The organism is Burkholderia sp. Ac-20353 (assembly GCF_017104785.1).
Lineage (GTDB): Bacteria > Pseudomonadota > Gammaproteobacteria > Burkholderiales > Burkholderiaceae > Burkholderia.
In genome coordinates this window covers 1-18,680 of sequence record NZ_JAAGPL010000172.1, presented here as the reverse complement: position 1 = coordinate 18,680, position 18,680 = coordinate 1, and the positions used below count along the sequence as shown (strand labels likewise).

The 18,680-nt window shown below is 68.2% G+C and carries 15 protein-coding genes, 3 pseudogenes and 2 riboswitches; of the genes and pseudogenes, 7 read left to right on the top strand and 11 right to left on the bottom strand.

The window, feature by feature from the left end; genetic code table 11:
• Window positions 1–223: pseudogene (locus G3N94_RS31765) on the top strand (MFS transporter); the annotation flags it as partial.
• Here G3N94_RS31765 and G3N94_RS31760 read toward each other — a convergent pair.
• Window positions 220–648 (bottom strand): pyridoxamine 5'-phosphate oxidase family protein, encoded by a 429-nt coding sequence (locus G3N94_RS31760; protein ID WP_205797352.1) that lies wholly within the window; start codon window positions 646–648, stop codon window positions 220–222. The pseudogene G3N94_RS31765 and the gene G3N94_RS31760 sit on opposite strands and share 4 nt — an antisense overlap.
• Window positions 649–1,002: 354 nt before the next feature.
• Here G3N94_RS31760 and G3N94_RS31755 point away from each other — a divergent pair, with 354 nt between their 5' ends.
• The 3 genes from G3N94_RS31755 (at window position 1,003) to G3N94_RS31745 (ending at window position 4,525) form a co-directional block, all read left to right on the top strand.
• Window positions 1,003–2,529 (top strand): aldehyde dehydrogenase family protein, encoded by a 1,527-nt coding sequence (locus G3N94_RS31755; RefSeq protein ID WP_205797350.1) that lies wholly within the window; start codon window positions 1,003–1,005, stop codon window positions 2,527–2,529.
• 229 nt (window positions 2,530–2,758) lie between these two features.
• On the top strand, window positions 2,759–3,301 hold the full coding sequence (locus G3N94_RS31750) for a hypothetical protein (protein ID WP_205797348.1): 543 nt from the start codon (window positions 2,759–2,761) through the stop codon (window positions 3,299–3,301).
• A gap of 189 nt (window positions 3,302–3,490) precedes the next feature.
• A complete protein-coding gene (locus G3N94_RS31745) occupies window positions 3,491–4,525 on the top strand; it encodes a helix-turn-helix domain-containing protein (RefSeq protein WP_205797345.1) in 1,035 nt (344 codons plus the stop codon).
• Window positions 4,526–4,570: 45 nt separating this feature from the next.
• On the opposite strand, the gene G3N94_RS31740 is transcribed toward G3N94_RS31745, so the two are convergent.
• Window positions 4,571–5,653, bottom strand: coding sequence for an ADP-heptose--LPS heptosyltransferase (locus tag G3N94_RS31740; protein WP_205797342.1), 1,083 nt, complete (start codon window positions 5,651–5,653; stop codon window positions 4,571–4,573).
• On the bottom strand, window positions 5,650–7,353 hold the full coding sequence (locus tag G3N94_RS31735; protein WP_205797339.1) for a thiamine pyrophosphate-binding protein: 1,704 nt from the start codon (window positions 7,351–7,353) through the stop codon (window positions 5,650–5,652). The genes G3N94_RS31740 and G3N94_RS31735 overlap by 4 nt, the downstream gene beginning before the upstream one ends.
• Window positions 7,354–7,626: 273 nt before the next feature.
• Here G3N94_RS31735 and vapB point away from each other — a divergent pair, with 273 nt between their 5' ends.
• The 3 genes and pseudogenes from vapB to G3N94_RS43300 form a co-directional block, all read left to right on the top strand.
• Window positions 7,627–7,863: a type II toxin-antitoxin system VapB family antitoxin gene (gene vapB, locus G3N94_RS31730; protein ID WP_205797354.1), complete on the top strand. Its 237-nt coding sequence runs from the start codon at window positions 7,627–7,629 to the stop codon at window positions 7,861–7,863.
• Window positions 7,863–8,264 carry a type II toxin-antitoxin system VapC family toxin gene (locus G3N94_RS31725; RefSeq protein ID WP_205797337.1) on the top strand — a complete coding sequence of 134 codons (402 nt, stop codon included), beginning with the start codon at window positions 7,863–7,865 and terminating at the stop codon, window positions 8,262–8,264. The genes vapB and G3N94_RS31725 overlap by 1 nt, the downstream gene beginning before the upstream one ends.
• 67 nt (window positions 8,265–8,331) lie before the next feature.
• A pseudogene (locus G3N94_RS43300) lies at window positions 8,332–8,496 on the top strand (hypothetical protein); the annotation flags it as partial.
• A 61-nt stretch (window positions 8,497–8,557) separates the two neighbouring features.
• Here the strand turns inward: G3N94_RS43300 and G3N94_RS31720 are convergent.
• From G3N94_RS31720 to G3N94_RS31685, 8 genes and pseudogenes are all read right to left on the bottom strand, one after another.
• The gene (locus tag G3N94_RS31720) at window positions 8,558–9,946 is read right to left on the bottom strand and encodes an L-serine ammonia-lyase (RefSeq protein ID WP_205797335.1); all 1,389 of its coding nucleotides are present in this window, start codon (window positions 9,944–9,946) and stop codon (window positions 8,558–8,560) included.
• Between the two features lie 27 nt (window positions 9,947–9,973).
• A complete protein-coding gene (locus G3N94_RS31715; RefSeq protein ID WP_205797332.1) occupies window positions 9,974–11,116 on the bottom strand; it encodes an alginate lyase family protein in 1,143 nt (380 codons plus the stop codon).
• 150 nt (window positions 11,117–11,266) lie between these two features.
• A complete protein-coding gene (gcvP, locus tag G3N94_RS31710) occupies window positions 11,267–14,194 on the bottom strand; it encodes an aminomethyl-transferring glycine dehydrogenase (RefSeq protein WP_205797329.1) in 2,928 nt (975 codons plus the stop codon).
• A gap of 158 nt (window positions 14,195–14,352) precedes the next feature.
• Window positions 14,353–14,733: a glycine cleavage system protein GcvH gene (gene gcvH / locus G3N94_RS31705; protein WP_205797326.1), complete on the bottom strand. Its 381-nt coding sequence runs from the start codon at window positions 14,731–14,733 to the stop codon at window positions 14,353–14,355.
• 103 nt (window positions 14,734–14,836) lie between these two features.
• On the bottom strand, window positions 14,837–15,955 hold the full coding sequence (gene gcvT / locus G3N94_RS31700) for a glycine cleavage system aminomethyltransferase GcvT (protein WP_205797323.1): 1,119 nt from the start codon (window positions 15,953–15,955) through the stop codon (window positions 14,837–14,839).
• Between the two features lie 84 nt (window positions 15,956–16,039).
• A riboswitch (glycine riboswitch) is annotated at window positions 16,040–16,173 on the bottom strand.
• A 31-nt stretch (window positions 16,174–16,204) separates the two neighbouring features.
• Window positions 16,205–16,308: riboswitch (glycine riboswitch) on the bottom strand.
• 117 nt (window positions 16,309–16,425) lie between these two features.
• Window positions 16,426–16,803: a hypothetical protein gene (locus tag G3N94_RS31695; protein WP_205797321.1), complete on the bottom strand. Its 378-nt coding sequence runs from the start codon at window positions 16,801–16,803 to the stop codon at window positions 16,426–16,428.
• Between the two features lie 129 nt (window positions 16,804–16,932).
• On the bottom strand, window positions 16,933–17,985 hold the full coding sequence (locus G3N94_RS31690; protein WP_205797318.1) for an oxidoreductase: 1,053 nt from the start codon (window positions 17,983–17,985) through the stop codon (window positions 16,933–16,935).
• A gap of 190 nt (window positions 17,986–18,175) precedes the next feature.
• Window positions 18,176–18,508 (bottom strand): annotated as a pseudogene (locus G3N94_RS31685) (SGNH/GDSL hydrolase family protein); the annotation flags it as partial.
• Window positions 18,509–18,680 lie beyond the last annotated feature (172 nt).

Below are 18,680 nucleotides of genomic sequence, written 5' to 3'. Positions count from 1 at the left end.
CGCGCCCGACGCGCTGACTCGGGCGGCCGCGCAGCTCGCGACGGGCGATCTGGGGGGCGCGCAGGCCGCGTTGCCGGCAGCCGCGCGCGGGGTGCTGCTCGCGAGCTACACGCATGCGTTCGACCATCTGCTGACCGCGCTGGCCGTCGTCACGCTGCTGTGCGCGGCAGTCGTGTTCGTGTTTCTCGGCGGCCGGCGGGAGAACCGGGCGAACGTAGCCTAAGCGGAAACGAGGAGCGGAAGCGCGTCGTCTGCCCGTTGATGCGCGCCGTCGACCGCGACGACGACATAGCGTTGCGCGGCCGGCCAGATGTGCGCCCAGCGGCGCGCGTCCTCGTCGACAGTCGCATGACCCTGCACGAGCCACGTCGTTTTGCGCGGGAAGTCGACGAACAGCAGCGCGATGCCCGGATTCACGAGCAGGTTGCCGATCGTGTTGAACAGGTTGTTGCCCGCGAAATCGGGCAGCACGAGCGTGCCGGGGTCGGGCACGTCGACGAGCGGCTCGAACGTGCTGTCGCTGCGCGGTTGCCGCCCGCGGTACGAGCAATCGCTGTCGCCGGCCGCATTCGCGGTCGCGACGATCAGGAACGCCTGCTCGCGGATGAACGCGATGGCGTCGGCGGACAGCGGGCCGTGAGGGTGCATGGACAGGCTCGGTGTGAAGGGTGGCGAAGGGTAGCGAGTCCTCCGGACACGCAAGCGACATGCCACGGCCCGCGCCGCACAATCGGGTGCCAAGTGCCAAGTGCCAAGTGCCAAGTGCCAAGTGCCGCGCATCTGCGCAGCCACCTTCGCTGTGAAAATTTCGAACGACCCGCTACGTGGCGGCGCAATTCCGGTGTTCAAATCTGGCGCAGTCACCTGTTCCGCAGCCACGCACGCCACTGCACGCGGCCGTGCCGGCCGCATCGGCTCGCTTTGGCATGCATGTTGCGTAAAGCATCACGCGCAACCAACCGGCGCTGCATTCCGACAAGCATGATGAACAGGAGACATCAGATGAACCCGTTTGACCTGAAACAACTGGGCCTCGACGTCGAATATCCGTACCGTCAGCAGTACGACAACTACATCGGCGGCAAGTGGGTGCCTCCGGTCAAGGGCGAGTATTTCGAGAACGTGTCGCCGATCAACGGCCAGCCGTTCTGCCGCGTGCCGCGCTCGAGCGCCGACGACATCGAGGTCGCGCTCGATGCCGCGCACGCCGCGCGCCGCAAGTGGGGCAAGGCGTCCGTGACCGAGCGCGCGAATCTGCTGCTCGCCGCGGCCGACCGGATGGAAAAGAACCTGAAGCTGCTCGCCGTCGCGGAAACGATCGACAACGGCAAGCCGCTGCGCGAGACGATGGCCGCCGACCTGCCGCTCGCGGTCGATCACTTCCGTTATTTCGCGGGCTGCATCCGCGCGCAGGAAGGCGGCATCTCCGAAATCGACGACAACACGGTCGCCTACCACTTCCACGAGCCGCTCGGCGTCGTCGGCCAGATCATCCCGTGGAACTTCCCGCTGCTGATGGCCGCATGGAAGCTCGCGCCGGCGCTCGCGGCCGGTTGCTGCATCGTGATGAAGCCGGCCGAGCAGACGCCCGCGTCGGTGCTCGTGCTGATGGAGCTGATCGGCGACCTGTTCCCGCCGGGCGTGATCAACATCGTGAACGGCTTCGGCAAGGAAGCCGGCGAAGCGCTCGCGACCAGCAAGCGCATCGCGAAGATCGCGTTCACGGGCTCGACGCCGGTCGGCAAGCACATCCTGCAAGCGGCTGCGGAGAACCTGATCCCGTCGACGGTCGAGCTGGGCGGCAAGAGCCCGAACATCTTCTTCGCCGACGTGCTGGACCAGGACGACGCGTTCCTCGACAAGACGCTCGAAGGGCTCGCGATGTTCGCGCTGAACCAGGGCGAAGTCTGCACGTGCCCGTCGCGCGTGCTGATCCAGGAGTCGATCTACGAGCGCTTCATCGAGAAGGCCGTCGCGCGCGTCGAACGCATCAAGGCCGGCCACCCGCTCGACCCGCAGACGATGATCGGCGCGCAGGCGTCGAAACAGCAGCTCGACAAGATCCTGTCGTACATCGACATCGGCCGCGGCGAAGGCGCGCAATGCCTGACGGGCGGCGAGCGCACGGCGCCGGCTGCCGATCTCGGCGCCGGCTTCTATGTGAAGCCGACGATGCTGCTCGGCAACAACAAGATGCGCGTGTTCCAGGAAGAGATCTTCGGACCGGTTGCGTCGGTGATGACGTTCAAGGACGAGCAGGAAGCGATCGAACTTGCGAACGACACGTTCTTCGGCCTCGGCGCGGGCGTGTGGACGCGCAATGGCACGCGCGCGTACCGGATGGGCCGCGAGATCGAGGCCGGCCGCGTGTGGACGAACTGCTACCACCTGTATCCCGCGCACGCGGCATTCGGCGGGTACAAGCAGTCGGGCATCGGTCGCGAGACGCACAAGATGGCGCTGTCGAACTATCAGCAGACCAAGTGCCTGCTCGTCAGCTACCAGGCCGAGGCGCTCGGGTTCTTCTGATCGACGCTTGCGTTGCAGCACGGGCCGGACCGCGGGGGCGCGGGTTGTCGGTCGGTCGGGCACCGGTGGCTGTTTCACCGGTGCCGGTGCCGACGGCAACACCGCTTCGGCGGTCCGGCGCCGTCGTTTTGGGGCCGCAGCACGTGCGACATCCGCTGGCGCTGGCGGGTGCGATGTCGCCGGCAGGCGGCGTGGCAGCCTGCGCTGACCCGACTCGCGAGGAGCCGACATGGCGGAACCGACTCGACCAACTTCCCGGTATCCGGTCTTTCACGACGGAGAGCTCGACGCACATCGCCGCTTCGGCGTCGCGGACGAAGCCGAGCGCATGAGCGACGTCGTCACGACGCGGGTGAGCATCGGCGTGCGGCAATTCATCGAGACGCAGCCTTTCATGTTCGTCGGCACCGGATGCGGCGGCCACGCGAGCGTGACCTGCGACATCGTGCAGTCGATGCGCGACGCGAACGGCGAATGGCTGCCGGTCGTCAGGGTGCTCGACACGAAGACGCTGCGGTTCGCGTTGCCGCGCGCGGCCGGGCCGGACGCGCGGATCGACGCGGCGCGATGCGATGGCAACGGGGTCGGGCTGCTGTTCGTCGATTTCCTGCGCGGGATCCGGTACCGGATCAATGGCCGGGCGGTCGTGCGCAGCGATCTGTCGGACGGCGACGCGGCGCCGTGGCCGGCGGGCTCGCCGATCGTCGAGCTGACGGTCGCGCAGGCATACGGCAATTGCGGCACGCGCGTCGTGCGGTTGCGGCACACCTGACGTGCGGTACCTGCGGAGGCCGCACCAGCCGGGTGCAGGCGGTGCGCCATCCCGATCGGCACGCATTGCGCGACCATGCGCATCGTCGTTGAATGACGGGCTTTGCGCCGGATCGCACGCGCAAGGCTCGCGATTCGGCACGGGATTTGCGTGATCGACGCAGTTCCGCGCGGGTTGAAGGAGAAACGGATGAGCGAACGAGTGGATTGCACCGGCGAACCGACGGCCGAGGACACGTGCCGCAACGCGCACGGCGACGACGCATCGGCCGGGCAGGCCGTCGTCAGCGTCGCGCATGACGCCGACGAGCAGGCGCGCAACCTGATCGGCTGGCGGCAGACCTACGACCAGCTCGCGGCGGGCCGCTTCGTCGGCACGCTGACCGAGTTGCCGCTCGACACGATGAAGCTGTTCCGCGAATCGACGAGTCACCTGCTGCGCCAGGCATGCGAGGTGCGCGGCGATGCGTACTGGTTCGGCATCCCGCTCGTGCGCGACGGCGCGGCGCGCGTCGACGCATGCCGGATCGAGGCCGGCGCGCTCGCGTTCCGGCCCGGCAATGTCGAATTCGAACTGCTGACACCCGCACAGTTCTCGATCTACGGCGTCGTCGTGCGCGGCGACGTGCTGCGCCGCTATGCGGAGCAGGTCGAGCATTGCGGGCTCGACGAGCGCCTGCCGATGCAGACCGTGATGCAGGTCGGCGAGGCGCGGCTCACGCACCTGTGCGCGTTGCTCGGGCGCCGTCTCGACGACGCGGCCGCCGCCACGGCGCCGCTGTCCGACCCGCAGCGCAACGACCTGCAGGCCGACGTGCTCGCCGCGCTGTTCGACGTGTGCGCGCTGCCCGCCGACGGCGCGTCCGGTGCGTCGCTCGCGAAGCGACGCTGGATCGTCGAGCAGGCGCGCGAGTACGTGCTCGCGCATCGCACGCGCCCGGTCGGCGTGCCCGAGCTGTGCGAACAGCTGCATGTGAGTCGCCGTACGCTGCAGTACTGCTTCCAGGACGTGCTCGGGATGGCGCCCGCGACCTATCTGCGCACGCTGCGGCTGAACGGCGCGCGGCGTGACCTGTGCGGCCGCGCGGTCGAGTCGGTGCAGGACGTCGCCGAGGCGTGGGGTTTCTGGCACCTGAGTCAGTTCGCGACCGACTACCGGCGGATGTTCGGCAAGCGGCCGTCGGAGACGCTGCGCGACAGCGTGACGATGGTCGCGGTCGGGTAATCGCGTCCGGGCCGCTGCAGGTCAAATTGCGGGGCGAATTGTGGGTTAAATGGCCGGCCAGCCCACCGCATCCCAATCGACAGCCCGATACGCGGCGTCGACCGCCGCCAGATGGTCCGGCGCTTCGCTGCGATGCAATCCGCGCAACGCTTCCGGCACGTCGAGCGCGACCGGGACGCAATGCGGATAGTCGCGCACCCGCAATTCCGGCGCGATCGTCGTGAAGCACGCGAGCGTCGGCACGTCGAAGCCGTCGGCGAGATGCGGCGCGGCCGTGTCCGACGAGAACAGCAGGCTCGCCCCCTTGATCCAGGCGACGAATGCCGCGGTATCGCGCGCGTGGCGGCTGACATCGACATAAGCGGGGTGCGCGACCGGCTCGAAGCCGACGACGGGCAGCCGGTAGCGCCGCGCGAGCCTGTCGACGAACCCGGCGCGCAGCGCGGGCGGCACGCTGCGCACCGCGGTGCTCGCGCTTGGGCAAAACAGCACGTACGGCCGCTGCCATTCGGCCGGCAGCGCGGGCAGCGGCAGCCGCGCAAGCCAGCGGTTGCGCTTCGCGGACGCGGGGAGCGCCGCGGGATCCGCGCCGAGCGCGTCGATGAAGAAGTCGATCATCGGCAGCCGCGCGAAGGCGGGCCAGTACAGGTGATTGCCGAGGTCGATGCATCGCGCGTCGGCGGGCAGCGCTTCGGCCCGCCACGGCAGCGTGCGCGACGGCGCGATGACGTTGGCGGCGAGCGCATACAGCGTTTCGACGTAACGCGGCGTGCGGGCAGGGCGATACAGCGTGAAGCGCAGGCCCGGATGGGCGTCGCGCAGTGCAGCGAGCGCGGTCAGGCCGATCACCGAATCGCCGAGCGCGACCCCCATCCCGTTGATCACGTGCACGTGCATCCGGCCGTCGTAGTCGAACCGGAACGGTCGGGTCGCCGCATGCAGCAGGCCGAGCGCGGGCGCAGCCGGCACCAGGCCGACCGCGCCGCCTTCATGTCGCTCGACGTCATCTTCGACGTCATAAGGCGCGACGAGCGTGCCGTCCGGCGCGAGCAGCGTGCCGGGCCAGGTGAGTGCGTCGTCGTGCGTTAGCGCGGCGCCGGCCGGAGCGGCGCGGGTGTCCATCGTCATTCGCCGCGTGCGCGGCGCCCTTGCTCCTGGATCTGCGCGAGCGTCGCCGCCGGCGTGCTGGCGTCCTGCGGCACGCGGATCTCGATCAGCGCGGGCAATCCGCAAGTCAGCGCGCGGTCGAGCGCGGGCGCGAAATCGGCGGTGCGCTCGACCGTCTCGCCATGCGCGCCGAACGCGCGCGCATACGCGGCGAAATCGGGGTTCGTGAGCGCCGTGCCGTGCACGCGTCCCGGGTAGTTGCGCTCCTGATGCATGCGGATCGTGCCGAATTGCCCGTTGTTGACGACGATCACGACGATGTTCAGCCCGTACTGCATCGCGGTCGCGAGCTCGTTACCGGCCATCATGAAGCAGCCGTCGCCGGCGAGCGCGACGACCGGCCGAGCCGGATACAGCGACTTCGCGGCGAGCGCGGCCGGAATCCCGTAGCCCATCGCGCCGCTCGTCGGCGCGAGCTGCGAGCGGAAATGCCGGTACGCGAAGTGCCGGTGCAGCCAGATCGCGTAGTTGCCGGCGCCGTTGGTCAGGATCGCGTCGTGCGGCAGCCGCTCGCGCAGCTGCACCATCACGTCGCCGAGCTGGACGTCGCCGGGCATCGGCAGCGGCGCGTGCCAGTCGAGATAGGCGCGGTGCGCGTCCGCCGCGCTGCCGGCCCAAGCGGGCGTGGCGGGCGGGTCGAGTGCGGCGAGCAGCGTCGCGATTTCCGGCATCCCCGACACGATCGGCAAGTCGGCCGCATAGACGCGGCCGAGTTCGTCCGCGCCCTGGTGGACGTGGATCAGCGTCTGGCGAGTCTTCGGGATATCGAGCAGCGTGTAGCCGCCGGTCGTCGCCTCGCCGAGGCGCGGGCCGAGCGCGAACAGCAGGTCGGCTTCGCGGATGCGCTTCGCGAGCGCGGGATTGATGCCGAGCCCGACGTCGCCCGCGTAGTTCGGGTGTGCATTGTCGAACGTGTCCTGATAGCGGAACGCGCACGCGATGGGCAACTGCCAGCGCTCGACGAAGCTGCGCAGGTTTGCGCACGCGTCAGTCGTCCAGCCACTGCCGCCGGCGATCACGACCGGCCGCTCCGCGCGGGAGAGCCGCTCGCGCAATTCATCGATCTGCGCGGTCGACGGCGCGGCCGCGACCCGCTTCGCGGCCGGCGCGACCGGCTGCGGTGCGCAGGGCTCGGACAGCACGTCTTCCGGCAGCGCGAGCACGACCGGGCCCGGCCGGCCGGAGGTGGCAACGTGGAACGCATGGCTCAGGTATTCCGGCAGGCGGCGCGGGTCGTCGATCTGCGCGACCCATTTTGCCATCTGGCCGAACATCCGCCGGTAGTCGATTTCCTGGAACGCTTCGCGGTCGAGGTGCTCACGCGCGCACTGGCCGATGAACAGGATCATCGGCGTCGAATCCTGGAATGCGGTGTGTACGCCGATCGACGCGTGCGTCGCGCCGGGCCCGCGCGTGACGAACGCGACGCCGGGGCGGCCGGTCAGCTTGCCGACCGCCTCCGCCATGTTCGCGGCGGCGGCCTCATGCCGGCAGACGATTGTCTGGATGCGCGCGGTGTCGTCCGCGAGCGCATCGAGCACGGCGAGAAAGCTCTCGCCCGGCACGCAGAACACGCGTTCGACGTGGTTGGCGAGCAACGCATCGACGAGCAGGCGTGCGCCGTTCGCGCCGCGCTGCTCGAAATCCGTGGAATGCGACATGGGATGCCGTCTCCCTGGGTAGCGGGACGTACAGATTACGCCCGTTCGGGGGGCGGTGAAAAGTGTCGGAACGCGTAGTCTGATCGCGGTGGTGCAAGCGGGATTGCGTTACAGGAATGTAAGCATTTGCTCACTTGTCGGTGCTCGTCATCTGGCCGAGTTGCGCATCCGTCAGATGATGGGCAGTGTACATACAAGGATTTACATTGCACCGGATATGATCTAGTGTACATCCATCGTACATCCATCGTACATCCGTGGTTGGAGAGGAATATGCATACCACCAGAGTATTTCGGAACGGCAACTCGCAGGCCGTGCGGATTCCTGCGGATCTTGCTTACGAGCGCAGCGATATCGAACTTGAGATCGAGCGGGTTGGCGATGAAATTCGCATTCGACCTGCGCGGCGACCGCTGGCCGGCGTCCTCGAGAAGTTCGCGAAATTCGGGCCGGACTTCATGGCCGAAGGACGCGGCGATCAGGAGCAGGCTGAACGCGAGGGCCTGTGATGTCGCGTTACATGCTCGACACCAATATGTGCATCTATCTGATGAAGAATCAGCCGGAGCAGGTCGCAAAGCGCTTCGCGCAGTGCTATACGGGGGACGTCGTGATGTCGGCGATCACCTACGCGGAACTCGAATACGGGGTTACCGTGTGCGCGAATCCTTCCCGGGAGCGTCGCAATCTCGCTGTGCTCATCGAGGACATTCCCGTTGCCCCGTTCGACGGGGCGGCCGCGCAGGCGTATGGGCCGATCCGCGAGGCGACGCGCGAGCGCAAGAAGGATCAACTGGACAAGCTGATTGCCGCGCATGCCGTCTCGCTCGACGTCACGCTTGTGACCAACAACGAGCGTGATTTCGCGAGCTATCCGGGCGTGAAACTGGAGAACTGGCTGCACGACTAGCCGGAAGGATAGCGGGCGCCTGTTCTCCAGACGGTGAAAAGTATTGTATTGGGGCCGGGTCTAATACGTGGATGCGTCGGCGTTCGATCCCGATGCTGCGGGCCGGGCCACGACGCCCGATCGTTCGGCCGCGCTGAAGGCGGCACACGAGGCGGCCGCTTACGATCGATGGGTCCGCAAACAGGTAAAGCAAGCGCTCGACGATCCGCGCCCGCCCATTCCCGACGCGGAGCGCATCGTCGAGATTCTCCGCGTGCTGCACGCTCGACGGCAGTGGCCGTCACGCGCTCCGCTCAGCACTCGACGATATTCACCGCCAGCCCGCCGCGCGACGTTTCCTTGTACTTCGTCTTCATGTCCGCGCCGGTTTCGCGCATCGTCTTGATCACCGAGTCGAGCGACACGTAGTGCGTGCCGTCGCCGCGCAGCGCCATGCGCGCCGCGTTGACGGCCTTCACCGATGCCATCGCGTTGCGCTCGATGCACGGGATCTGCACCATCCCGCCGACCGGGTCGCAGGTGAGTCCGAGGTTGTGCTCCATGCCGATCTCGGCCGCGTTCTCGACCTGGCGCGGCGTGCCGCCGAGCACCGCGGCGAGCGCGCCCGCCGCCATCGAGCACGCGACCCCGACTTCACCCTGGCAGCCGACTTCCGCGCCGGAGATCGACGCGTTGAGCTTGTACAGGATGCCGATTGCGGCGGCCGTCAGCAGGAAGTCGATCACGCCCTGTTCGTTCGCGCCCGGCGTGAAGCGCGTGTAGTAATGCAGCACGGCCGGGATGATGCCGGCTGCACCGTTGGTCGGCGCGGTGACGACGCGCCCGCCGGCCGCGTTTTCCTCGTTGACCGCGATCGCGTACAGGTTGATCCAGTCGATCATCGACAGCGGATCCTGCAGCGCGCGCTCCGGGCTGCCCGTCAGCGTGCGGTACAACTGCGGCGCGCGGCGCTTGACCTGGAACGGGCCGGGCAGGTTGCCGTCGGCGTCCGGGTTGCCGATCCCGCAGCCGCGCGACACGCACGACTGCATCACGCTCCAGATCTTCAGCAGGCCGTCGCGCGTCTCTTCCTCGGTGTGCCACGCGCGCTCGTTTTCCCACATCAGCTGCGCGATCGACTTGCCGGTCTTTTCGGTCAGCGCGAGCAGTTCCGCCGCGTTGGTGAACGGATGGGTCATCTGTTCGGCCGCGCTCAGCACCTTCGTGTTCGGCGCGCCGGCCGTCACGACGAAGCCGCCGCCGACCGACAGGTAGGTGCGCTCGACCAGCACCGCGCCGCTCGCGTCGGTCGCGCGCAGCTTCATCCCGTTCGGATGCTCGGGCAGTGCCTGGCGGTAGAACGCGATGTGCTCCTTGAGGACGAACGGAACCGGATGCTTGCCGAGCAGCGCGAGCGTCTTCGACGTGCGCACGGCTTCGAGGCGGGCGGCGATCGTTTCGGGATCGACGGTGTCGGGTGCGTCGCCAAGCAGGCCGAGCATCACGCCGCGGTCGGTGCCGTGGCCCTTGCCGGTCGCGCCGAGCGAGCCATACAGCTCGACTTTCACGTTCGCGGTCGCGTCGAGCTGCCCGTCGCGCTCGAGGCCCTGGACGAACATCAGCGCGGCGCGCATCGGGCCGACCGTGTGCGAACTGGACGGGCCGATGCCGATCTTGAAGAGGTCAAACACGCTGACTGCCATTTTGATTCCTGCCTTACTGTAGAAATTCTAGCGCGCCTGCAGCGGCAAGCACGCGGCTAGCCATGCGGGCGGCGTCGGGGAAAGCTGCTGCGCGACGCGGGCGTAGCGCCCGTCGAGCCGCGCGGCCAGATGAAAGAGTTCGGTGGCGTTTTTCGGGTCCCACTGCCCCGTGTAGCCCGGAATGCCGGCTTCGCGCCGCTTCGCGTCGAACGCGACCGGCGAATGCACGAATTCCTCATGCGTTTTCTCGCCGCGCGCATACGGCGCGAGCCAGTCGAGCGCGGCTGCGAGCGTCGCACCGTTCGAGCCCTTTTCGCGCAGCCAGTTGCGGTTGAAGCGGCGCGCGGCGAGCGCGGCGGTCACGAGCGGCTGCAGGTCGTACACCGCGTAGTGCAGCGCATCGCGCTCCGTGAAATCGTAGGTCGTGCCGTCCGCGGCGATGTTGTCGGCGAGATGCTCGACGAACAGGCGCTGCGCGGCGTTCATCATCTTGCGATCGCCGAGCGTGAACGCGGACAGCGCGATCAGCTTGATCCGGTGGCTCTGCCAGTTGTTGCGCCAGGTGCCCGCGAGCGGGCGCTTCTGCGCGTCGATCTGCGCGACGTAGCCGGCGCCGAGCTTCGCGATGAACGCCGACGCGGCGTTGCGGGTCTTCACCGGCAGCGCGCTCGCGGTCATGTCGTAGGCCAGGATCAGGCTGTCGAAACGGGTCTCGTCGATCGGGTTGAAGCCCGGCTGGTAGGTCACGACCCACGCGGACAGGAAGCGGTCGACGAACTGCAGGTAGCGCGGATCGTTGGTCACGCGCCACGCGAGCGCCGCGTCGCGCATCAGGTCCATGTCCTTCATCGCGGCGACGCTCTGGTCGTAGATGCCTTCGTGCGGCAGCGTGCCTTCGGTGTGCACGCGCGGCAGCGCCTTCGGCTGCTCGCCGAGATGCGCGTCGACGCCACGGATCAGCGCCTGTATGCCCGGCTCGGCCTGGGTCGTCTCGCTCGACTGCAGCGCGGGCGCCGCGCAAAAATTCATCGCGGCGCGCGCCGTGCCCGCCGTGCCGAGACCGGCAGCGGCGATCGACAGCGACGCGACGAGCGTCGGCACGAACGCGCGGGCGCGTGTGCGCCGCCGCATGGGCCATGATTCGCGTCCCGGAAACATCGTACGCACCATGCAGAACTCCTTCATTGGCTGGATCGCGTGTGATGTTAGCCGGATTGACGGACGAACGTGAGCCGGTTCACCCGACGCATGCAAAAACCGCACGCAACGCGGGTTGCGTGCGGTGCGGTGCACCATCGGGCGGCTCCGGCTCGGCCTGCGTTACGCGTATTCCGACATCGGCACGCACGAGCAGAACAGGTTGCGGTCGCCATAGGCGTTGTCCGCGCGGCCGACGGGCGGCCAGTACTTGTTCGTGCCGAGCGATGCGACCGGGTACGCAGCCTGCTCGCGCGAGTACGCGTGCGGCCATTCGTTCGCGGTGACCACGGCCGCCGTGTGCGGTGCGTGACGCAGCGGGTTGTCCTCGCGGTCGGCGCGGCCTTCCTCGACCGCGCGGATTTCGTCGCGGATCGCGATCATCGCGGCGATGAAGCGGTCGAGCTCTTCCTGCGATTCCGATTCGGTCGGCTCGACCATCAGCGTGCCCGGCACCGGGAAGCTCATCGTCGGCGCGTGGAAGCCGTAGTCCATCAGACGCTTCGCGACGTCGTCGACGCTGATGCCGCTCGAATCCTTGATCGGACGCAGGTCGAGAATGCACTCGTGCGCGACCAGCCCGCCCGGGCCCGAATACAGCACCGGGTAGTGCGGCGCGAGGCGCTTCGCGATGTAGTTCGCATTGAGGATCGCGGTTTCCGTCGCGGCGGTCAGGTTCTTCGCGCCCATCATCGCGATGTACATCCACGAGATCGGCAGGATCGATGCCGAGCCGTACGGCGCGGCCGACACCGAGCCGATGCCTTCCTCGCCGCGCGTGTAGCCGGTCGAGCGCTGGTTCGGCAGGAACTTCGCGAGGTGCGCGCCGACCGCGACCGGGCCGACGCCCGGGCCGCCGCCGCCGTGCGGGATGCAGAAGGTCTTGTGCAGGTTCAGGTGGGACACGTCGCCGCCGAACTGGCCGGGCGCGGTCAGGCCGACCATCGCGTTCATGTTCGCGCCGTCGACATACACCTGGCCGCCGTGCGCATGCACGATCTCGCAGATCTCGCGCACGTTCTGCTCGAACACGCCGTGCGTCGACGGATACGTGATCATGATCGCCGCGAGGTCGTTCGCATGCTCGTCGGCCTTCGCCTTCAGGTCGGCGATGTCGACGTTGCCCTGCGCGTCGCACGCGACGACGACGACCTTCATGCCGGCCATGTGTGCCGATGCCGGGTTCGTGCCGTGCGCGGATGCCGGGATCAGGCACACGTCGCGGTGGCTTTCGCCGCGCGATGCGTGGTATGCGTGGATGATCAAGAGGCCCGCGTACTCGCCCTGCGAGCCCGCGTTCGGCTGCAGCGACACGGCTGCGTAGCCGGTTGCCGCGACGAGCATCTGCTCGAGCTGGTCGATCATCTCGCGGTAGCCGACCGTCTGCTCGGCCGGCGCGAACGGGTGGATCCGGCCGAATTCGGGCCACGTGACGGGCAGCATTTCCGACGTCGCGTTCAGCTTCATCGTGCACGAGCCGAGCGGGATCATCGAGCGGTCGAGCGCGAGATCCTTGTCCGACAGGCTGCGCAGGTAGCGCAGCATTTCCGTTTCCGAATGGTGGCGGTTGAACACGTGGTGCGTCAGGTACGCGCTCGTCCGTTCGAGGCCGGCCGGCAGCGCGGCGACGCCGGCGAGGCCTGCGTCCAGTGCGTCGACATCCGGCGCGGTGCCGCCGGCGGCCTGCGCGAACACAGCGAGCAGGGCGGCGAGGTCGCCGCGGGTCGTCGTCTCGTCGACCGACACGCCGACCTGCGTGGCGCTCACGCGGCGCAGGTTGATGCGCTTCGCTTGGGCAAATTCGTGGACTTGCGCGGTGCGCGCGCCGGTATCGATCGTCAGCGTGTCGAAGAACGTGTCGTTGACGGTCGCGAAGCCGAGCTGCTTCACGCCGGCCGCGACGAGCGCCGCGATGCGGTTCACGCGCAGCGCGATCGTCTTCAGGCCGTGCGGGCCGTGATAGACCGCGTACATGCTCGCCATGATCGCGAGCAGCGCCTGCGCGGTACACACGTTCGACGTCGCCTTCTCGCGGCGGATGTGCTGTTCGCGTGTTTGCAGCGCGAGGCGCAGCGCGGGCTTGCCCTGCGCGTCGACGGTCACGCCGACGAGGCGGCCCGGCATCTGGCGCTTGAATTCGTCGCGCACGGCCATGTAGGCGGCGTGCGGGCCGCCGAAGCCCATCGGCACGCCGAAGCGCTGCGTGTTGCCGACCGCGACGTCCGCGCCCCATTCGCCGGGCGGCGTCAGCACGGTCAGCGCGAGGATGTCGGCCGCGACGACCACGTGGCCGCCGGCGGCGTGGATCGCTTCGGTGAGCGCGCGGTAGTCGCGCACGTCGCCGTTCACGCCCGGGTATTGCAGCAGCACGCCGAACGCGTTCGACTGCGCGGCGTCGGCGGCGGGGCCCGTCTTGACCTCGATGCCGACCGGCAGCGCGCGGGTGCGGATCACTTCGAGCGTCTGCGGCAGCACGTCGTCGGCGACGTAGAAGATGTTCGTCTTCGGCTTGCCGACGCGCTGCAGCAGCGTCATCGCCTCGGCCGCGGCAGTCGCCTCGTCGAGCAGCGACGCGTTCGAGATCGCGAGGCCCGTCAGGTCGGCGACCATCTGCTGGAAGTTCAGGAGCGCCTCGAGGCGGCCCTGGGAAATTTCAGGCTGGTACGGCGTATAGGCCGTGTACCACGCCGGGTTTTCGAGCACGTTACGCAGGATCACTGCCGGGGTGTGCGAGTCGTAGTAGCCCTGGCCGATGTACGAGCGGAACACCTGGTTCTTGTCCGCGAGCTCGCGCAGCGCGGCGAGCGCTTCGGCTTCGCTCTTCGGTTGCGCGAACGGGCCGAGCGGCAGCGTTTCCGCGCGGCGGATCGATGCGGGAATCACGGCGTCGATCAGCGCGGCGCGCGACGCGAAGCCGAGCGTGTCGAGCATCGCCTGCTGGCTGGCGGCGTCGGGGCCGATATGGCGTTCAGCGAACGCGTCGTGCGTTTCGAGCGCGGCGAGCGAGAGGGGCGTGCGGTTCATCAGGCGGTCCGGGTGTTCGAGCTTCATGGTGGTCCTGGGTCGACCAGGGTTAGCGCTTCAGCGCTTGCTCTGATCTCATGCTGTGCGGTCGACCCGAGCCAGCGCTTCAACACTGACTCGGGCCTCACGCGGGGCTGGGCCCGTGCTGCCGGGCCGGCGCGCCGCGCGATTTGTAAAGGGTTGGCTTAGCCGACCAGCTTTTCGTAAGCGGCTGCGTCGAGCAGGCTGTCGGTCGATGCGCCGGCCGCGAGCTTGATCTTGAACAGCCACGTGCCGTACGCGTCGCCGTTCACGTCTTCCGGCGCATCGGCCGCGTCCGTGTTGATCGCGACCACTTCGCCGGTCACCGGCGAGTAGATGTCCGACGCGGCTTTCACCGATTCGACGACGCCGATGGCGTCGCCTGCCTTCACCTGCGAGCCGACCTTCGGCAGTTCGAGGAAGACGATGTCGCCGAGCGTGCTCTGCGCGTGATCGGTGATGCCGATCGCCACCGTGCCGTCGGCTTCGGCGCGGATCCACTCATGTTCGTCGGTGTACTTCAGATCGGCCGGGACGTTGCTCATCGGATGCTCCTGAATAGAAAGGGTGTGATTCTTCGTTCTGGCGCACCGTGGCGGTGCGCCGGGTGTGGTTCGCCGGGCGCCATGCCGCCCGGCCCCAGGCACGTTACGCAGCGAGGACCTTGCCGTTGCGCACGAACGGCAGTTTTACCACGCGCGCCGGAAGTTGCTTGTCGCGAATCTGCACTTGCACGATGTCGCCGATCTGCACGGCCGCCGGCACGCGCGCGAACGCGATCGATTCCTGCATCGACGGGGAGAAGGTGCCGCTCGTGATCTCGCCGTCGCCGTGCGGCGTGACGACCTTCTGGTGTGCGCGCAGCACGCCGCCCGCCTTGCCGTTTTCCTTCTGCAGGATCAGGCCGACGAACGCGGCGCGCGAGCCGTCGCGCTCGAGCACGTCGCGGCCGATGAACGCGCGCGGCGTCGCCAGGTCGACCGTCCACGCGAGGCCCGCGTCGAGCGGCGACACGGTGTCGTCCATGTCCTGGCCGTACAGGTTCATGCCGGCCTCGAGGCGCAGCGTGTCGCGCGCGCCGAGCCCGCACGGGCGCACGCCGTTTTGCTGCAGTGCGTTCCACAGCGCTTCGACATGCGCGGCCGGGACGATCACTTCGAAACCGTCTTCGCCGGTGTAGCCGGTGCGTGCGACGGTCAGATCGCCGAACGGCGTGCCCGCGACCTGCGCGGCATTGAACGGCTTCAGCTCGCTCGTCGCGGCGCGCGCGGAGGGAATCGTCGTCCAGGCTTTTTCACGGGCATTCGGGCCCTGCACCGCGACGATCGCGAAATCGCGGCGCGGCGTGATCGTGACGCCGTAGCCGTCCTGTTCGTTGAGCTGGTTGAACCACGCGATGTCCTTCTCCGCGGTGCCGGCGTTGACGACGACACGGAAGAAATCCTCGGTGAAGTAATAGACGATCAGGTCGTCGATGACGCCGCCCTGCGGATTGAGCAGGCACGAGTAGAGTGCCTTGCCGGGCGTCTTGAGCTTGCCGACGTTGTTCGCGATCGCGTGCTCGAAGAACGCGCGCACGCGGCTGCCGGTGAAATCGACGACGCACATGTGCGACACGTCGAACATGCCGGCGTCGGTGCGCACGGCCTGGTGTTCTTCGATTTGCGAGCCGTAGTTGACGGGCATGTCCCAGCCGCCGAAATCGACCATGCGGGCGTTGAGCGCACGGTGTGCGGCGTTGAGCGGGGTATGTTTGAGTGCAGTCATCGAGGCCTTAGGCAAGGCGCTTGCGCGCGGGACAATACGGCGATGTGCCGACCGCCGCGGCAATGAGCCTGCGGGCGGTCATGTATATGCCCCTCTGTCCTCGATACCTGAGAGATTGCGCCGCGGGCCAGGCCCTGCGAACGCGCGCCCCTTCGGTGGGCAGCCTGCCCGCGCTGCATTCGCGCAACGGGCTACTGCCGCTCTCCAGAGTGCGAAGATCACGGCCTGCGACGTGCGCAGGCGGGATGCTTCGACGCGGCCGGTCCTTTTGCCTGAGAGTTTGCGGGTGTGCCCCTTCGGCGGCGCGACCAGCGTTGCTGCAACGCCGTCACGCGCTCTCCCGACGCGTGCGGGCGACTGTACGCGAGCCCGGAAGCCTTGTCAATTTGGGCAAATCAATGTCGCTTCGGTACAAGCGCAATACAAGCGGCGGCTGCGCGCCGCCGCCGTTTTCCCGGCTCGCGCCGGTGTCACTCGCCGATCGCGCGTGCCGCGGTGTCGAGTTCCTGGTTCAGCACGCGCTGCTCGTCGCCCGACAGGCCGCCGCCGTGCTGCGCGCCCATGTCGTTCGATTCCTGGCGGATCACGTCGAGGCGGTGATGGAGCTGCGCGCCATACGGCGGCGGGTAGTAGCCGCCGTTGACGCGCGCGTCGACCCGGCGGTGCAGGTTGTCGATCCGGCCCTGGATCTGCTGCATGCGCTCGTAGCCGACGACTTGCGGATTCACTTGCGGCGCGGGTGCGGGGCGCGGCGGCGCCGGACGAGCTTGCTGCGGCGGCGCGACGATACACGCCGCGAGCGAGGAAACCAGGGCGCAGCACACTGCTGCGCGAATCAACCGTTGCATCACATTCTCCTGCGGTTTGGTGTCGGATCGACTTTTTTGAAAAACGCGTCAGACACGGGTATCGCTGACTTTCGTTCCCGCGCCATTTGTAACGGATTGTTCTGACGGCATCGAGCGGGGCAGGCCGGCTCAGATCGTCTTGCGCACGAACGGCAGGCGGCGGCCTTCGTGCTCGCTTTGCGCGGCGAGCTCGATGATCGTCATCACGTCGACCGCGTCCTGCGGGGTGACCGGGAACGGCGCGCCGTCATGGATCGACGCGGCGAGCGCGCGGTAGAACTCCGCGTACTGGCCGTCGAGCGTCGGCACCGGCCGCTCGGTCTCGACGTCGCCGTCGAGCACGCGCAGCACGCCGGGCGGATTGCCGCCGCCGAATTCGACGTGGTCGGGCGTGAGGCCCGCCTTCAGCTGGTCTTCCTGCGTGTCGAGCCCGAACTTCTGGTAGCTGCCGCGGGTGCCGTGCAGCGTAAAGCGCGGCGGCTCGATCGCCGACAGTGCGCTCGCATGCAGCGCGACGTCCTTGTCCGGGTAGCCGAGCTGCAGATGCACGAAATCGGGCGCCGAACCGTTGTCGCGGCGGACCTTGACCGTCGCGTTCACCGTTTCCGGGAGACCGAACAGCGCGAGCGCCTGGTCGATCAGGTGCGGGCCGAGATCGAGCAGCAGGCCGCCGCCGCGCGCGGCTTCCTCGCGCCAGCGGGTGCGCAGTTGCGGCCGGAAGCGGTCGAAGTGCGACTCGACGTAGGTGATGCGGCCGAGCTCGCCGGAGTCGACCACGCGGCGCACGGTGAGGAAATCGCCGTCCCAGCGGCGGTTGTGGAACGGCGCGAACACGCGGCTGCGCGCATTCGCGAGCCGCGCGAGCGCGAGCGCCTCGTCGGACGTGAGCGTCACGGGCTTGTCGACGACGACATGGCGGCCCGCGTCGAGCACCTGGCGCGCGAGCGGGAAGTGCGTGTCGTTCGGCGTGGCGATCACCACGCACTCGATGTCGTCGAGCCTCAGCAGCGTGTCGAGATCGGCCACGACGCGAGCGTCCGGATACGCGGCCTGCGCACGATCCGGCTGGCCGGTGGCGATGGCGACGACCTGCGTGCGGCCGCTCGCCGCGATCACCGGCGCGTGAAACGTCGTGCCGGCAAATCCGAAACCCATCAAACCAATCTTGAGCAATGACGACATGGCACTCCTTGGCAACAACGGAAACGAAAGGACGGGCGCCGGGGCGGCGCCGACGACCGGCTATTTTGGCACGGCGCCGGTGCGCAGATTTGCGCATTTCGGCGCGCGTATTGCACACGTATTGAACGTGGATTGCACGCGTATCGCACGAGGGGCACGCGGGGCACGCGAGGCGCCCGCAGGCCCCGGCTCAGCCGTCGAGCCGACGTCGCAGTGCGACGGCAGCCTGCGCGGCCCAGGCCGTACAGGCCGCCTGGCCCGGATGGAAGCCGTCGGCCGCCATCAGGTGTGACTCGAGCGGCACCGCGCACGGCAGGAACGTGCAGCGCGGCTGCGTCGCGGCCCACCCGGCGAGCGCCGCGTTGAGCCGCTTCGCGCGCAGCCCGAGATACCACCTGAGCGGCTGCGGCAGCGCGGGAAAGCGCTCCATCGGCGGCACCGCGGACAACACCACGTGTTCGATCCGGAAGCGCGCGGCCAGCAGATCGACAAGCGCCGCCTGCGCGGCGCGCCAGCGGGCCGGCGACCGCGACGAATGCGTAAGTGCCGGCCACCATCGCGAGATTCGCGAGCAGCAGCGGCAGGTAGCGGGAGCCGGCGTCAGCCGGCGCTTGCAGGGGTTCGGCGGAAGTCGTCGACATGTCCATTCCGTAGTGGGTTGAAGAAGGTACGCTTGAAGAAGAAGTCGCGCAGCA

Coding starts and splice junctions, on each gene's coding strand:
- G3N94_RS31760 (WP_205797352.1), bottom strand. CDS start 648: ATGCACCCTCACGGCCCGCTGTCCGCCGACGCCATCGCGTTCATCCGC.
- G3N94_RS31755 (WP_205797350.1), top strand. CDS start 1,003: ATGAACCCGTTTGACCTGAAACAACTGGGCCTCGACGTCGAATATCCG.
- G3N94_RS31750 (WP_205797348.1), top strand. CDS start 2,759: ATGGCGGAACCGACTCGACCAACTTCCCGGTATCCGGTCTTTCACGAC.
- G3N94_RS31745 (WP_205797345.1), top strand. CDS start 3,491: ATGAGCGAACGAGTGGATTGCACCGGCGAACCGACGGCCGAGGACACG.
- G3N94_RS31740 (WP_205797342.1), bottom strand. CDS start 5,653: ATGACGATGGACACCCGCGCCGCTCCGGCCGGCGCCGCGCTAACGCAC.
- G3N94_RS31735 (WP_205797339.1), bottom strand. CDS start 7,353: ATGTCGCATTCCACGGATTTCGAGCAGCGCGGCGCGAACGGCGCACGC.
- vapB (WP_205797354.1), top strand. CDS start 7,627: ATGCATACCACCAGAGTATTTCGGAACGGCAACTCGCAGGCCGTGCGG.
- G3N94_RS31725 (WP_205797337.1), top strand. CDS start 7,863: ATGTCGCGTTACATGCTCGACACCAATATGTGCATCTATCTGATGAAG.
- G3N94_RS31720 (WP_205797335.1), bottom strand. CDS start 9,946: ATGGCAGTCAGCGTGTTTGACCTCTTCAAGATCGGCATCGGCCCGTCC.
- G3N94_RS31715 (WP_205797332.1), bottom strand. CDS start 11,116: ATGGTGCGTACGATGTTTCCGGGACGCGAATCATGGCCCATGCGGCGG.
- gcvP (WP_205797329.1), bottom strand. CDS start 14,194: ATGAAGCTCGAACACCCGGACCGCCTGATGAACCGCACGCCCCTCTCG.
- gcvH (WP_205797326.1), bottom strand. CDS start 14,733: ATGAGCAACGTCCCGGCCGATCTGAAGTACACCGACGAACATGAGTGG.
- gcvT (WP_205797323.1), bottom strand. CDS start 15,955: ATGACTGCACTCAAACATACCCCGCTCAACGCCGCACACCGTGCGCTC.
- G3N94_RS31695 (WP_205797321.1), bottom strand. CDS start 16,803: ATGCAACGGTTGATTCGCGCAGCAGTGTGCTGCGCCCTGGTTTCCTCG.
- G3N94_RS31690 (WP_205797318.1), bottom strand. CDS start 17,985: ATGTCGTCATTGCTCAAGATTGGTTTGATGGGTTTCGGATTTGCCGGC.